General features: G+C 63.3%; 10 protein-coding genes and 2 tRNA genes. 7 read left to right on the forward strand and 5 right to left on the reverse strand.

All coding sequences use genetic code 11. The annotated features are described in order from the left end of the window. Window positions 1-11: 11 nt before the first annotated feature. A complete protein-coding gene (locus tag ACIQLI_RS21105) occupies window positions 12-1973 on the reverse strand; it encodes an FAD/NAD(P)-binding protein (protein WP_400392097.1) in 1962 nt (653 codons plus the stop codon). A 59-nt stretch (window positions 1974-2032) separates the two neighbouring features. On the opposite strand from ACIQLI_RS21105, the gene ACIQLI_RS21110 reads away from it, so the two are divergent. Both ACIQLI_RS21110 and ACIQLI_RS21115 read left to right on the forward strand, forming a co-directional pair. Continuing rightward, window positions 2033-4291, forward strand: coding sequence for a prolyl oligopeptidase family protein (locus ACIQLI_RS21110; RefSeq protein WP_400392099.1), 2259 nt, complete (start codon window positions 2033-2035; stop codon window positions 4289-4291). Between the two features lie 153 nt (window positions 4292-4444). Beyond that, window positions 4445-4532 (forward strand) — tRNA-Ser (locus ACIQLI_RS21115). Between the two features lie 39 nt (window positions 4533-4571). On the opposite strand, the gene ACIQLI_RS21120 is transcribed toward ACIQLI_RS21115, so the two are convergent. Together ACIQLI_RS21120 and ACIQLI_RS21125 are read right to left on the reverse strand one after the other, a co-directional pair. After that, window positions 4572-6005: an MFS transporter gene (locus ACIQLI_RS21120; protein WP_400392101.1), complete on the reverse strand. Its 1434-nt coding sequence runs from the start codon at window positions 6003-6005 to the stop codon at window positions 4572-4574. Window positions 6006-6154: 149 nt separating this feature from the next. Further along, complete coding sequence (locus ACIQLI_RS21125) at window positions 6155-8320, reverse strand: RecQ family ATP-dependent DNA helicase (protein WP_400392104.1); 2166 nt, start codon at window positions 8318-8320, stop codon at window positions 6155-6157. Between the two features lie 125 nt (window positions 8321-8445). Between ACIQLI_RS21125 and ACIQLI_RS21130 the strand changes: the two genes are divergently transcribed. From ACIQLI_RS21130 to ACIQLI_RS21145, 4 genes are all read left to right on the forward strand, one after another. Then, window positions 8446-9864, forward strand: a complete 1419-nt coding sequence (locus tag ACIQLI_RS21130) for a phosphomannomutase/phosphoglucomutase (protein WP_400392106.1) — start codon at window positions 8446-8448, stop codon at window positions 9862-9864. 8 nt (window positions 9865-9872) lie between these two features. Further along, complete coding sequence (locus ACIQLI_RS21135) at window positions 9873-10328, forward strand: hypothetical protein (protein ID WP_354232693.1); 456 nt, start codon at window positions 9873-9875, stop codon at window positions 10326-10328. Window positions 10329-10368: 40 nt separating this feature from the next. Further along, window positions 10369-10839, forward strand: a complete 471-nt coding sequence (locus tag ACIQLI_RS21140; RefSeq protein WP_354232694.1) for an Rrf2 family transcriptional regulator — start codon at window positions 10369-10371, stop codon at window positions 10837-10839. Window positions 10840-10986: 147 nt separating this feature from the next. Continuing rightward, on the forward strand, window positions 10987-12144 hold the full coding sequence (locus ACIQLI_RS21145; RefSeq protein WP_400392110.1) for a globin domain-containing protein: 1158 nt from the start codon (window positions 10987-10989) through the stop codon (window positions 12142-12144). A 115-nt stretch (window positions 12145-12259) separates the two neighbouring features. On the opposite strand, the gene ACIQLI_RS21150 is transcribed toward ACIQLI_RS21145, so the two are convergent. Continuing rightward, a complete protein-coding gene (locus ACIQLI_RS21150) occupies window positions 12260-14086 on the reverse strand; it encodes a phosphoenolpyruvate carboxykinase (GTP) (RefSeq protein WP_017198121.1) in 1827 nt (608 codons plus the stop codon). A gap of 284 nt (window positions 14087-14370) precedes the next feature. On the opposite strand from ACIQLI_RS21150, the gene ACIQLI_RS21155 reads away from it, so the two are divergent. Continuing rightward, window positions 14371-14444, forward strand: a tRNA-Arg gene (locus tag ACIQLI_RS21155). Between the two features lie 159 nt (window positions 14445-14603). Here the strand turns inward: ACIQLI_RS21155 and ACIQLI_RS21160 are convergent. Continuing rightward, window positions 14604-15332: a FadR/GntR family transcriptional regulator gene (locus tag ACIQLI_RS21160; RefSeq protein ID WP_354516761.1), complete on the reverse strand. Its 729-nt coding sequence runs from the start codon at window positions 15330-15332 to the stop codon at window positions 14604-14606. Window positions 15333-15648: the final 316 nt, after the last annotated feature.

A 15648-nucleotide genomic window follows, 5' to 3' on the forward strand; every position in this document is an offset into this window, starting at 1 on the left:
GCGTGCGTGGCTCAGCGGGCCAGAATGCTGCGGGCAATTTCGTCGGCATCCCGGAGGGTCCGCTGTCCGCTGGCGTAGGCCGGTCCGGTCCGGGGCCGGGCTTCCGCAGCGATGGCCGTGCCCCATTGCACCGCGGAGAGCTGCAGACCCAAAACGTAGAGGTTCCTGGTGATGGATCCATTCGCGGCCAGGGGCCTGTAAGGATGCGGTTCAACGTCCAATCCTGTGGTCTGCACAGGAGCGCCCTCGCCGCCCATCATGATCTTGGTCCGCACCAGGCCATCAGCCATCAGCTGCTCCAACAGCGGGGAGACGTTCATGCCCACCCTGTTGGCCGGCGACATCGCCTCGATCAAGGTAGGTGCTTCGGCCGGCGCATCGTGAACCCAAGGCGAAACCGCCCGGAACACCTTGGCTGCCCGGTCCACGCTGAATTTGGGGTCGGGTCCCACGAAACTCACGACGCCGGCACGCGCCAAAGCGGCCAGCTGCTCCGATCGCAGTGCAGGGGCTCCGCTGGCCAGCCCTTCGACGAAGGACTCGAACCAGCCGCGCAACCCTGAGAGCCACGATTCGTCCGTGATGCCGCCATCTGCCACGACCGATTTGAGGATGGCCCGGCCGGTGTGGAGCGCACCAATGGCCATCTTGACGGGGTCTGCTTCACCGAGCGCCGAGCGTCGTGCATCATCGTCCAGATACGCCGTGATGGCCGCATCCAGCTCACCTCGGGAGGAAAAGGTGCGTCCTGCCAGCGGAGCAGCAAGTCCGCGGAGGTTCAACCGGCGGGAGGACACAACGTGCTTTTCCACGAGGTCGCCCACGCTGCTTTCCCAGTGCGTAGTGGTGTGGGCGTGTGGTTGGAGCGCGTCCTCAAGATCAACGAGGAACTGCGCAGGGTCCTTGATGGCCGTGGGCTGGGAGCGGGCCAGCGTTGAGTAGTAGGCCCACAAAGCGTCGCGGTGCAGCAACGGCCAAAGATCATGGTCAAAACCAGGTTGGATTCCCGCTGCACGGAACCGGTCCACGGCGTCTTCGGTCAGGTACCGCATGGTGATGCTGCTCGGATAGTAGCCATCCAGGCCGGCCTTGGCCCTGTACGGCGTGCCACGGCGGGAGGCGGCGATGATTTTTGGCTCGCGCCCCGATGCCCTGTACTCCAATACCCCTGCTCCCGGCGCACCGGCATCAACAAACTTGCCCCCGCGCCCCTCTGTCAGCTGGCCCATGACGTCAAAGAAGTTCAATCCCATACCCCGGACCAGCACGGGCTCGTTATCCGGCACGGCTTGCCAGTCCACGTCGGCCGGCGGTGCGGGCGGAAAATACAGCAGGCCCTGTTCGGCAGCGGCGCGCTTGAACGAGCGCTGTTCCGGATTCAGCCGGGACTCAATGTGTCCCAAGGCGAGGACCACGGAGCAGACGGTGAGGGTGACGCCGTTGGCGAGTTCGACGTCGAACCCGTCCCCTGCGCGGTTCGCCGTGCCCTCCACCAAAGGGCGCGCCGCCACCGCGGTGGTCTCGTGGAAGGTGACCTCGACGCCGTCGGGAAGCCGTTCCAGCAATCCCGCCAGGGTTTGGCGCAGATACCTGCCATACAGCGCGCGGCTGGGGAAGTTGTTTGACTCGAGGGTGGCCAACTCGGCCTTCTCGGCATCGTTCAGTCCCGCGCCATCACAACGTCGGGCCTCACGCCACTGGTCGAAAGAACCACCTGCCAACGGCGGGGCCAGCATGGGGTCTTCGGGGATGAGTGTCGGATAGAAAGACTGGGTGTTCATCAGGTACAAGCGCGACTGCTCGGGCTGCCACACATGTCCCGATCCGGCCGGGAACGGATCCACCACGTCAAGGTGCAGGGTGGTCCCCGAAGGGCTCCCGGCAGCCCAATTCGCAAGCAACCGCTCAAGGACGCTGGTGCCCCGAGGGCCGGCCCCGATCAGGGCAACACGGATGGTTTGCGATTTAGCCACGCTCAAGCCTAACTTCCTGTGACTTGCTTAGGGTCGAACACTGTTGCTTGGATGGGGCGATGACCACCACAGAAGCTGATCAGACGCCACTTCCCGAGAATGACACCGCTACCACCTCCGGGCCCCGCCATGCTGCGGACGTGGCGGCTGAACCCACGGATGAAAACGTCTGGCTCGAGGACATCCACGGCGAGGAACAGCTGGCGTGGGTCCGGGAACAGAACGCCCGCACTGAGGAACTGCTCGAGGACGCCGAATATGCAGCTGTTGAGGCCGGCATCCTGGAGGTCCTCGACTCAACAGACCGCATCGCCATGGTCTCCAAGCGGGGCGACCACTACTACAACTTCTGGAAGGACCAGGAACACCCCAAAGGCCTCTGGCGCCGCACCACCTGGGAAAGCTACCTCACCGACGAGCCCGAGTGGGACGTCCTGCTGGACATCGATGCCCTTGCCGCCGCCGAAGGTGTGGAGTGGGTCTTCCACGGCGCCGGTTTCCTCCGGCCGGCCGATGGCGATGAGTACCGCCTGGCCATGGTCTCGCTCTCCCCCGACGGAGGCGACGCGGACCGCCACCGGGAGTTCGACGTCGAATCCCGCACCTTCGTGGAGGGCGGCTTTGACCTCCCTACTGCCAAGGGAAATGTCAGCTGGCTCGATGCCGACACGCTGCTGGTGTCCAGCACGGCGGAGGGACTGCCTGCGACGACGTCTTCCTATGCGCGGACCGGCGTGAAGCTGCGACGCGGACAGACACTGGCCCAAGCCGAGCGTCTCTTTGAGATTCCCGAGGACCACATGCTGGCCATGGTGGCCCATGACTCGACCCCGGGCTACGAGCGGACCTTCGCCGTGGACTACATCGATTTCTACAACCGGAGCACCTGGCTGCTGCGCGAGGACTCGTGGGTGGCAATCGACGTTCCCACCGACGTCAACATCAGCGCCCACCGCGACTGGCTGCTGTTCCGTCCGCAGAAAGACTGGGATGTTGAGGGTATTGTGCATCCTGCAGGATCTCTGCTGGCGGCCGACTTTGACTCCTATCTTGCGGGATCCCGTTCACTGCTGGTCCTCTTCACCCCGGATGTGCACACGTCGTTGCAGTCCTGGAGCTGGACCAAGGACTACCTGCTGCTGAACCTCCTGCGAGACGTCTCCTCCGAGATCCGGGTGCTGGACCCTTCCACAGTTGACTCCGCAGGTGCTTGGGCGTCCTCCATCCTGGATGCCTGCCCGCCGCTGCATGATGTCAACGCCTACGCTGTAGACGACGAAGACCTGGGCGCAGCCGGCAATGATTTCTGGCTGGTGGCTACCGGCTTCACCACCCCCACCACCCTGACCCGGGGAGCGCTCACGCGCGGCGGCGTGGAGTCCGGCGGAGTGGACTCCGGCTGTGTGGAGTCCGGCGGCGTGGTGAGCCGGCATGCCGAAGTGAAGCGGTCGCCGTCGTTCTTCAACGAAGCCGGGTACGAGGTCCAGCAGCACTTTGCTGTCTCTGCCGATGGAACGAAGGTTCCGTACTTCCAGGTGGCGTCCAAGGATCTGGTCCTCGATGGCCAGAACCCCACGCAACTCTCCGGCTACGGCGGGTTCGAGATCTCCCGGACCCCGGCCTACAGCGGATCCATCGGCCGGGCATGGCTTGAACGGCGAACAGCGGGCGTTGCCTCTGAGGATGGCGCCGGCACACACTCGCGCGGCGGCGTGTATGTTGTGGCCAACATCCGGGGTGGTGGCGAATACGGGCCCTCATGGCACCGGGCTGCCCTCCAGGAAAACCGTCACCGCGCCTACGAGGACTTCGCCGCGGTGGCCCGGGACCTGATCTCCCGCGGAGTGACCAGCCGCTCACGTCTGGGCTGCGTCGGCGGCTCCAACGGCGGGCTTCTGGTGGGAAACATGCTCACCCAGTACCCCGAACTGTTCGGTGCCGTGTCCTGCGGCGTGCCGCTCTTGGACATGCGCCGATACACCAAGCTCTCGGCCGGGTATTCATGGATTGCCGAGTACGGGGACCCTGATGTCCCCGCGCAGTGGGAGTTCATCCGCACCTTCTCCCCGTACCACCTGCTTCATGACGGCGTGGAATACCCCGAGACGTTCATCTGGACTGCCACCTCCGATGACCGGGTGGGACCCGTCCAAGCCCGCAAGATGGCAGCACGCATGCAGGCCATGGGCATCCCGAATGTGTGGTTCCACGAGGCCCTCGAAGGTGGCCACGCCGGCGCCTCGGACAACAGGCAGGCGGCATCGCTGCAGGCGCGGAGCAACCACTTCCTGTGGCGTGCGCTGGCCGGAAGTAACTAGCAGCCACGTGAGGTCCGATTCGATGGTTCGCTGCCCACCGGGCCGTTCGCACGGCCTGTCCCGCAGCGAACCAGCGAAATGGGCAGGAGAATGGCCGCGTTTTGCGCTCGACGGCACGTTCTGCGTATCCTTGGTGGGCTAGCAATAGCAAAGGGAGACGTGCCAGAGCGGCCGAATGGGCTTCACTGCTAATGAAGTGTGGGGCACAACTCCACCGGGGGTTCAAATCCCCCCGTCTCCGCGAACAGGTCCCGGTTTTCGAACCGGGACCTTTTGCGTTTTAACCGCGCTTTGAACCGCCGCTTACTTCAGCCCCCGCATGACGGTGGAGGGTAAGGCTGTCCACTGTGCTGATCAGCATCAGAACCGCCATGGCCACGAAGGCCCCCTTGTAAGCCGCCACCTGGTCCGGACCGAACACCTCAGTAGCCTCGAACAGGCGCAGGAACAAAGCACCCACGGCGATCCCGGCCGCTGCCGCCAACTGAACCAGCGTTGCCGATATGGCGTTGGCAGAGGGCAGCTGCCCCGGGGCGATGTCCGCGTACTGCACCGAGGCGTAGGCGGAAAAACCGATGGAACGGAAGGCGCCGCTGAACAGCAGCAGGGCGAAAATGAGCGGTTCGGGTGTTTGGGCGTCAAGGAAAGCGCACATGGCAAAGGTCACGGCGGACGCGAACGAGGCAAAAACGAGCACCGGCTTGAACCCGAAACGCCTGATCGAGGGCGTAGTGGCGGGTTTGATTCCAATGTTGCCAACGAACACCGCTGCCACCATGACACCGGCCTTCAGTGGATCCCAGCCAAACCCATCCTGGAACATCAGGGGCAGCAGGAACGGGACCGAACTGATGGTCAGCCGGTAAATGAACCCACCGGTGGATGTTGCCCTGAAGGTCCGGGTACCGAAGACGCTGAGGTTGAACAGGGGGACTTTCGCTTTGCTCATCCACCAAACCGCGCCGGCGAGGGACAGGACCCCGGCAAAGACAACTCCTGCGGCCAGAACATTTGACGCGTGCCCACCTAAGGTCTCCAACCCCACCACCAACGCGCCTACACCCAGCGTGGTCAGCAACAGGCCGAACCAGTCCAGCCGGCGCTTCCCGTCAAACTGTGTCCGCGGCACCAGCCTGAGGGCCGCGATGAAGGCAGCCAGCCCCAGCGGAATGTTGATGATGAAGATCCAGTGCCATGACAGGAAGGTGGTGAGTGCGCCACCCACCATCGGCGCCAACACGGGAGCAAGGAGGCCCGGCCACACGAGGTAGGCGGTGGCCCGGAGAAGTTCGGACTTGGGAGTGCCCCGCAGCACCACCAAAGTACCCACGGGAACCATCATGGCCCCGCCCACGCCCTGAGCCACCCGGCTGAGCGTGAGCATGGTCAGGTCCGTGCTGATCGCGCAGAGCAGGGATGCAAGGGTGAACACCGATATTGCGAGACAGAAAATCCTGCGGGCGCCGAACCGCTCTGCCAGCCAACTGCTCAACGGAATGCCCATGGCGACCGTTACCAGGTAGGCCGTCATGGTGATGTTGATGTCGGCCGGTGCTACCCGGAAATCGGAGGCGATGCTGGGAATGGCCGTGGTGAGGATGGTCCCGTCCAGGAACTCCATGAAAAACGTCGCAGCCACCAGCAACGCCAGGCGCGGCCGCCACGTCGTCTGGTCGGCGGCATCGACGTCGGGGTTGCTCGGGTTTGCGCTCATGGCTCCGGTCCGGGTTCTGGCGTGTGCCTGCGACGGGCAGCAGGCTGTTTGGTCGATCCTGTCGATCCTATAGATGCGGCGTGGGAGCGATCACAACATGACGTAGTTCTACCGGAGAGATGCCGGTGCACTACCCGACTTGGGCGGCACTACCCGGCTTGGGCCAGCGCGAGCGGCAGCACCGCGCTCACGCCTGCCTGGCGCAATGCCCTGGCCGAGACCGTCATGGTCCAGCGGCTGTCAATGAGGTCATCGACCAACAGCACGGGTTGGCCGCCGAGACTTGCCAAAGCCTGGGCGAGGTCGGGACCGACCACCAGCCTGTCCCACACCCCGGCCAACCGGTACGCACTGTTTCCTCCACGTGCGCCGGTGGGCCCGCCGTGCTGGGGTTGCAGTTGTCCGAGGTACGGCATCCGCCCTATGCCTGCTATTCCTTGAGCCAAGGACTCGACCAACTGCGGTTTGCTCCTTGAAGGGATGCTGACCACGGCTGCCGGACGGCCGGCACCGCTCCACGGGGTCCCGCCCTCAGCACCTGACCATTCGCGCAGGACCTGGACACAGGCCTGCAGCATGGCGGGGTCTACTGCCCGGTCCGGCGCCCCGGCGGCGAACAGTTCGCGGAGCGACCCACCCCAGCCAAGGTCGGTGAGCCTGGCAAGAATCCGGCCCTCGGACACGCTCTCGTCGGGCTTGATCTTTCCCTTGACCGCCACTCCGAGCCGGTCCATTCCACTGGGCCATTGAAGGCGTGGTTCCACGGCTGTTCCGGCCCGGCGCAGAGTCTGTCCTGCGGCGTCGGCGGCGGAGGCTGCCACGTCCACGGGGAACCATCGGCCGGCGCAGTTGTCACAGCGTCCGCACGCGGCAGCCGTTTCGTCGTCCAGCACCGAGGTGATGTATTCCATGCGGCACCCTGCGGTGTCTTGGTAGATCACCATGGAATCCTGCTCGTCCACCCGCGCCTCGGCGATCCGTACGTAGCGCTCGGCGTCGTAGTTCCACGGGATCCCGGTGGATCGCCAGCCCCCACCAACCCGTTCCACGGCTCCATCGACCGCCAAGACTTTGAGGAGGAGTTCCAGCGGTGTTCGGCGAAGGTCCACCCTGGCTTCCAGTGCCACCGTGGACAGCGCAGAACCGGCCTCGCCCAGGACAGTGAGGACAGCGTTCGCTTTCTCGGCTGACGGCATGGAGGCCGTGGCAAAGTACTGCCAGATTTCACGGTCCTCGGAGCCGGGAAGCAACAGGACATCTGCGTTGGCCGCTCCACGTCCGGCACGGCCGACCTGTTGGTAGTAAGCCACTGGCGACGACGGCGCGCCGAGGTGGATGACAAAGCCCAGGTCCGGCTTGTCGAAACCCATTCCCAAGGCGGACGTGGCCACGAGGGCCTTTACCTGGTTGTCCTTAAGGAGTTGCTCCGCGCGCTCCCTGTCGGCAGGGTCAGTGCGTCCCGTATAAGAGAGGACATTGTGTCCGGCTTCGGCCAGGAGTCTGGCGGTATCCTCAGCCGCCGAAACAGTGAGCGTGTAGATGATGCCGCTGCCAGGCATATCTGCCAGATGTGTCAGTAACCAGCCCAAGCGGTCCCGGGAATCGGGCAGTGTCAGGACGCCCAGGCGCAGCGATTCACGGCCCAGCGCGCCACGTATGGTCAGCACTCCATCACCGAGTTGCTCCTCGATGTCATGGACCACCCTGGAATTGGCGGTGGCTGTGGTGGCCAGGACAGGAACGGACGCCGGCAGTTGTGCAATGAGGTCCGCAATCCGGCGGTAATCCGGACGGAAGTCATGTCCCCAGTCCGAAATGCAGTGGGCCTCGTCAATGACCAAAAGGCCGGTACGGCGGATGAGTTCCGGTAACTGGTTCTCCCGGAAAGAGGGGTTGGTCAGCCGCTCGGGAGAGACCAGGAGGACATCCACCTCGTCAGCGGCCAGTTGGGCAAGTACAGTGTCCCATTCCAGGGCATTGGCGGAGTTGATGGCCACAGCCCGCACTCCTGCCCGTGCGGCCGCGGCAACCTGGTCACGCATGAGCGCCAGCAGCGGCGAAACGATCAGAGTGGGGCCTGCGCCCCGCCTGCGCAGCAGCAGCGAGGCAACGAAATAGACTGCCGATTTTCCCCAACCGGTACGCTGAACCACCAAGGCCCGGCGGCCGGCATCAACCAACGCTTCGATGGCCTCGTACTGGCCGTCGTGGAACTGGGCTTCCGGGTGCCCCACCAGCTCCCGCAGACAGGCCAAGGCCTGTTGCTGGGTAGGTGATTGCACGGAAACGGCAGCGTTCTGGGAGTTGTTGGCCATCACCCCAGTATTCCAGCCGACCCTGACAGCCATAACCTGCAGGGCCTGCTATGTGGACAACGATTATCCACAAGCCAGGCTCACGCATTCCTGCCCGTTTGCGTTGCCACAGTAGGATTGAGCGCGTGACTAGCGAGCAGAACAAGACATTCGACCTCTCGGCATCCTTTAAGGCGTATGACGTCCGTGGGATCGTTGGTGAGTCCATCACGGCTGAAATCGTCGAGGCCGTAGGTGCTGCCTTCATCGACGTCCTGGGCCTCGAAGGCGAGACCGTCCTGGTCGGAGGGGATATGCGTCCGTCCTCGCCGGAGTTCAGCCAGGCCTTCGCCAACGGTGCAGCAACGCGCGGAGCGAACGTCCTTCTGCTGGACCTGATCTCCACCGATGAGCTCTACTACGCCTGCGGTGCGTTGAACGCCGCCGGTGCCACGTTCACGGCCAGCCACAACCCGGCCGAATACAACGGCATCAAAATGGCCAAAGCCGGCGCCCAGCCCATCTCCTCGGAGTCCGGCCTGAAGGAAATCCAGGCCCTGGCCGAGCAGTACCTGAACTCCGGGACCATCCCGGCCGCGGGTACCCGCGGCGAGATCGGCGTGCGGGACGTTCTGAAGGACTATTCGGAATACCTGCGCCAACTGGTGGACCTTTCCGGCTCCCGTCCGCTGAAAATCGTGGTCGACGCCGGCAATGGCATGGCCGGGCTGACCACCCCGGCAGTGCTCGGCGACAAACTGCTCCCGGCACTGCCGTTCGACATTGTCCCGCTCTACTTTGAACTGGACGGCTCGTTCCCCAACCACCCGGCCAACCCCCTGGAACCGGAAAACCTGCGGGATCTGCAGGCCGCCGTCGTCAAGCACGGCGCGGACATCGGCCTGGCGTTCGACGGCGACGCCGACCGCTGCTTCGTGATCGACGAGAAGGGCGAGCCTGTCTCGCCGTCTGCGATCACCGGCATGGTGGCCCGCCGCGAAATCGCCCGTGCCCAGGCTGCAGGGGAACAAACCCCCGTGATCATCCACAACCTCCTCACCTCAAAGGCCGTCCCGGAGCTCGTCGCCAAGGATGGCGGCCGTGCGGTACGGACCCGTGTTGGACACTCCTTCATCAAAGCCGTCATGGCCGAAGAAGGTGCCGTGTTCGGCGGGGAGCACTCCGCTCACTTCTACTTCCGGGACTTCTGGAACGCCGATACCGGCATGCTCGCCGCCATGCACGTCCTGGCTGCCCTGGGCGAGCAGGAAGGCCCGTTGTCCGAACTCGGCCGCCAGTACGAGCCCTACGTCTCTTCAGGCGAGATCAACTCCGAAATCGAGGATAAAGCTGGCGCCGTTGAACGCGTCCGCGTCGACTTTGAGACCGAAGATATCGACATCGACCACATGGACGGCAGCACCTTCACGGCCAAGGACGGCAGCTGGTGGTTCAACCTGCGCCCATCCAACACCGAACCCTTCCTCCGTCTGAATGCAGAAGCGAAGGACCAGCCCACCATGGAAAAGATCCGCGACCGCGTCCTCGCACTGGTCCGGGCCTAGGTTCAGGCATGAACGATCACCCCGCTACCTCAGACGCCCCGGAAGAAACGGACCACGACCGCGAACTCCGTGAAACCCTGGGCACCGCTTTGGGAACTGCTCAGGAGCACATCCAGCAGAACGGTGGTTTCTTCCCTTTCGGCATCACGCTGTCCAACGACGGCGAGCTGCGGATAGTGATGATTGCTCCCGGTGAGCCGGATGAAAACGGCGACGTCGACGCCGGCCAAATGCTGACAGACGTCCATGACCTGCTGCGCCAGGGCAGGGACGATTACCGGGCCGTAGCAGTGGTGAGCGACGTCAGCCTGCCGGACCATGGGTCCGACGGTATCCATGGCGCAGCCGAACACCGGAACGGCGAAGTCCTGGCAGCGATCATTCCGTACGCTCCCACGGCTGAGGGCTTTACCTTCAGCGCCATGGAACCCGATACACACGAGCCATCCATCTGGGTGGACTAGACCCTGCCCGTTTGCTGGACCCTACCCGTGAGCTGATGCCATGAAAATCAACGCGTTCGCAGATGTCAGCCTCCGCGCCATCATGGTGTTGGCCGCGGCCCCCGAAGGTTTGCTGATGACCACCCAGGCGGTGGCGGACGCCGTGGGTACGCCGTATAACCACGTCAGCAAGGCGATGGTCCGCCTGCGTGCCCTGGGATATATCGACGTTGAACGGGGACGGCTGGGCGGTTCCCGGCTCAACGAATCAGGGCGGCGAGCCACGGTAGGGGAAGTCCTCAGGCATCTGGACAGCCGACAGGATCCAGCGGAGTGCCAATCTCCCACCAAGAATTGCCCGCTCATCACTGAGTGCGGCCTGCGCCACGCGATGAATCGGGCCAGGGAAGCGTTTTACGCCGAACTGGATACCGTGGTGATCGCTTCCCTCCCCCACGCCCGCCAGATGAACCCGGTGTTCCAGTCCATCGGGCTGCGGCCGGAGTTCAGGGTACCGGCCACCCAGCCGTAACCGGCCACCTGGAATCACGCTTCCGGCACCTGACTCCCAGTTTGCGCAAGTCTTCTACGAAGTGTAGAAATTGAGGTATAAATATACGCATTCTAAATGCTTATATATTTCGGTCGGCCCAGGCTGGCCCCTACACCCAGGAGAACCATGCTCTCGGAAAAGTCCCGCCCCATCATCGAAGCAACCCTCCCCTTGGTGGGTTCACGGATCGGCGCCATCACTGCTGACTTCTACCAGCGACTTTTCGCGGCACATCCAGAGTTGCTCGATGGCCTCTTCAGCCGTTCCAACCAGCGCTCAGGTGATCAACAGCGGGCACTCGCCGGGAGCATCGCGGCCTTCGCAACCCATCTGGTCAACAACCCAGGAACCCTTCCGGAGAAGGTCCTTTCCCGGATCGCCCACAAGCACGCCTCCCTCGGAATCACCGAGGACCAATACGGTGTGGTCTACGAACACCTGTTCGCAGCAATCGCCGCAGACCTTGCCGAGGTCATCACGCCGGACATCGCAGAGGCCTGGACTGAGGTTTATTGGCTCATGGCCGATGCCTTGATCAAGCTTGAGAAGGATCTCTACGCTTCCCAAGCAAACAGCAAAATGTGGATGCCCTGGCGCGTCACCGCCAAGGAGCCTGCAGGTACGGACGCCATGACGTTCACTTTGGAACCTGCGGACCGCACCCCGGTCACCCCCGCGATGCCGGGCCAATACATCAGCGTCAAAGTCCTCCTCAGTGACGGTCTCCGCCAGGTGCGCCAGTATTCACTGTCCGGTGACACGGGCACCAGCCGGACTTTCACCACCAAACTCAATGACGGTGGCGAGGTGTCCACCGCCTTGCACGCCGGCGTCGAACCTGGTGACGTTCTGGAGATCTCGAACCCTTACGGCGAGATCACGCTCAAAGAGGGCGTCGGCCCGGTCATTCTCGCTTCGGCAGGTATTGGCTGCACACCGACGGCGTCCATTCTGCGTTCGCTCGCCAAGACCGGAACTGACCGGCAGGTCTTGGTCCTGCACGCCGAGAAGTCAATCGGGAACTGGGCACTCAGCGGCCAGATGACCGCGGACGCGGCGCGGATCAATGCGGACCTGCAGCTTTGGCTCGAGTCTCCCCATCCCGGAACCAGCCAGGGTTTCATGTCTCTGCGGGAAGTGGACGTCCCCGCCGACGCGTCGTTGTACCTCTGTGGACCCCTTCCCTTCATGAAGAAGATCCGCGACGAAGCCATTGACGCAGGGATCCCCTCCACCCGGATCCACTACGAAGTTTTCGGCCCGGACGTGTGGCTCGCCAACTAGGGCAGGCACACCACCGGGGACAACTGCAGCAGGAACGACGGCGGCCCGCCACCTTTCAAACGAAAGGTGACGGGCCGTCGTCGTTCACTTAAGAACGCCGTTGTTCCTAAGAGGTCTAGCCCAGACGGGTCTTGAGACCGTCCAGCTCGGACTGGAGCGCCGCCGGGAGCGACTCACCGAAGTTCGCGAACCATTCCTCAATGGAGGCCAACTCAGTTGCCCATTCCTCGGGATCCACACGAACAGCCGACTCAACCTCTGCCGGGGTCATGTCCAGGCCCTCGAGGTCGATGGATTCACCGGTCGGTACGAAGCCGATCGGAGTCTCCACAGCGTCGGCCTTGCCCTCGAGACGCTCGATGGCCCATTTGAGCACACGGGCGTTATCACCGAAGCCAGGCCAGGCGAAGCCACCTTCAGCCGTGCGACGGAACCAGTTGACCAGGAAGATCTTGGGCAGTCGCTCCGGGTTGGCCTTTGCGGACAGGTTCACCCAGTGGTTCAGGTAATCGCCTGCGTCGTAGCCGATGAACGGCAGCATGGCCATGGGGTCGCGGCGGACGACGCCAACGGCACCGGCGGCAGCAGCCGTGGTTTCGGAGGACAGCGTGGAACCCATGAAGATGCCGTTGGACCAGTCGCGGGCCTCGGTGACCAGCGGGATGGTGGTCTTGCGTCGGCCGCCGAACAGGATCGCGGAGAGCTCCACGCCTTCCGGGCTGAAGTATTCCTCGGCCAGCATGTCGATCTGGTCGATCGGCGTGCAGAAACGGGAGTTCGGGTGCGCTGCCGGGGCGTCGGAGTCCGGAGTCCAGGACTCACCGCGCCAGTCGGTCAGGTGCGCCGGAGTTTCCTCCGTCATGCCTTCCCACCAGACGCCGCCGTCGTCGGTCAGTGCCACGTTGGTGAAGATGCTGTTGCCCTTGGCGATGGCGCGCATGGCATTAGGGTTGGTGCCCCAACCGGTGCCCGGAGCTACGCCGAAGAGGCCGGCCTCGGGGTTGACGGCGCGGAGTTCGCCTTCCTTGCCGAAGCGCATCCACGTGATGTCGTCGCCGAGGGTCTCAACCTTCCAGCCCTTGATGGTGGGGTCGAGCAACGCGAGGTTGGTCTTGCCGCAGGCGGACGGGAAAGCAGCGGAGACGTAGTAGGTCTTCTGCTCCGGCGAGGTCAGCTTGAGGATGAGCATGTGCTCGGCCAGCCAGCCTTCATCGCGGGCCATCACCGAGGCGATGCGCAGCGCGTAGCACTTCTTGCCCAAGAGGGCGTTGCCGCCGTAGCCGGAGCCGAAGGACCAGATGGAGCGCTCTTCGGGGAAGTGCACAATCCACTTGTCCGTGTTGCACGGCCAGGCAACGTCAGCCTGGCCGGCTTCCAGCGGTGCGCCCAGAGAGTGGAGGGCGGGGACGAAGAAAGCGTCGGTCTGCGTGATGCGGTCCAGGACGTCCGTGCCGATGCGGGCCATGATGCGCATGGAGGCAACAACGTAGGCGGAGTCGGTGATCTCGACGCCAAACTTGGGGTCCTCGGCGTCAAGGTGGCCCATGACGAACGGAATGACGTACATGGTGCGGCCGCGCATGGAGCCGGCGAACAGTCCGCGCAGCTTCTGCTTCATTTCGGCCGGGGCCATCCAGTTGTTGGTGAAGCCTGCGTCGCGCTCGTTCTCGGAGCAGATGAAGGTCTGCTCTTCTACACGGGCAACGTCTGCGGGGTCGGAGAACGCCGCGAAAGAGTTCGGGAACGTTTCCGGGTTCAACCGCTTCAGCGTGCCGGCCTCAACGAGTTCGTCGGTGAGCTTCTTGTTTTCTGCTTCGCTGCCATCAACCCAGTGGATGCGGTCCGGCTGAGTCAGCTCGGCAACTTCCTCAACCCAGGCCAGCAGGCGTGCATGCGTAGTAGGTGCCTTCTCAAGCAGCGGCAGTCGCGCCAGATCGCCCATTGCGGTTCCCTTCCTCGGGTTCAGTGGTGTGTCCTAAACGATAGGGGCCGCGGACCAGACCAATCCGTTGTCAGACATCGGACATCCACACAGCCCAAAAGTAAAAACCGCTAGAAATAAGGGGTTGTGTTAGCCAGAACAGAGATTTAAGTGACTAAGGTCACGTAGACCGGTCTAGTTGCGCAGATTACAGCTTTTCGATTTGGAACTTCACATGAACTTCTGTAAAGTTTATTGAGGTTCGAGGGGGTCAGAGAAACAGACCGCCGAGAATCACACGAAATGCGCCCATAGCTCAGCTGGATAGAGCGTCTGTCTACGGAACAGAAGGTCAGGGGTTCGAATCCCTTTGGGCGCACAAATCAAGACCCGCACCGGTTCGCCGGTGCGGGTCTTTTGTTGTTCCCGGGCCAGCCCCACTGACTTGCATGTGCGGTGACCTTCACGCCGAACGGAAAGGGCCGTCGTCGTACTTTTCAAAAGTACGACGGCGGCCCTTGAGTTAAGTGCGGAGCGCTTACTCCCCGACTGCCTCGCTGATGCGGCGGCGGATGCCATCGAAGTGCCGGTTGAGCAGCTCGGACGCCAGGACCTTGTCCCCTGCCGCCACGGCTCCATAAATGCCCCGGTGCATCGCAGCAGTCTTCGCCAGGTCCTCGTTTCCTGGACCGATTTCCACATGGATCTTCCGGTACACCTTCCAGAACACACCCATGAGGTTGATCAGGAGCTCGTTGTTCAGGGGTTCGAAGAGTCGGCGGTGGAATTCGGCGTCTGCGGCCACGAAGTTCTCACCGGCAGCAGCCAACTCTTCCATCTGCTTCACGGCTTCTTCTATGGAAGCGAGCTGATCCTTGGTCATGACATCCATGGACGAGCCGATCAGGCCGGACTCCAACGCCTGGCGCACATCCACCAGCTGCAGGGCCTCCAGCCCCTGATGCCGCAGGGAGAGCCGGCCCCTGAACGTCAGGCCGTCAGCCAGTGCGTCAAAGTTACTCGGCGCCACGAACATGCCGAAGCCGTGACGGATTTCGATGACACCCAAGGCCTGCAGCACCTTGAGTGACTCGCGGAGCGTGTTGCGGCCCACGCCCAGGGCACCGGAAAGCTCACTCTCGGTCGGCAACGGATCGCCTGCCTCGAGCTCGCGCTCAAGAATCAATTCCATAATGTCCGACTGCAACGCACGCAGCCGGGCCTGTGCACTGAACCGCGCCTGCGGAACTACACCGGAAGTTGTCATGGCTTTCTCCTTGCCGATGCACCGGCCCCGCAGACCGGCAAAGGCCGGTTCCGAGAGCAGGTGCGGTGTTAATATTGAGGCGAGCTTAGTGCCCACCCCAGAATGAGTGACTCGCAACATACAATATCGGATGTCCCACCTCCGTCATAGCTACGTACTGGGAAATCGTTGAGATTTCCCCTCAGGACCGGCCGCAGCCGGCAGGCCGCCAGGCGCGCGGCAGCAACCCAAGCGCGCATTCTCACTTGACGTTCCGTTGTGACCGCCCTTACAGTTTCCATACGAGCATCGGACGTCCTACATCCGATAACCCACG

This window comes from Paenarthrobacter sp. NPDC091669, from assembly GCF_044756725.1.
Classification (GTDB): domain Bacteria; phylum Actinomycetota; class Actinomycetes; order Actinomycetales; family Micrococcaceae; genus Arthrobacter; species Arthrobacter bambusae_C.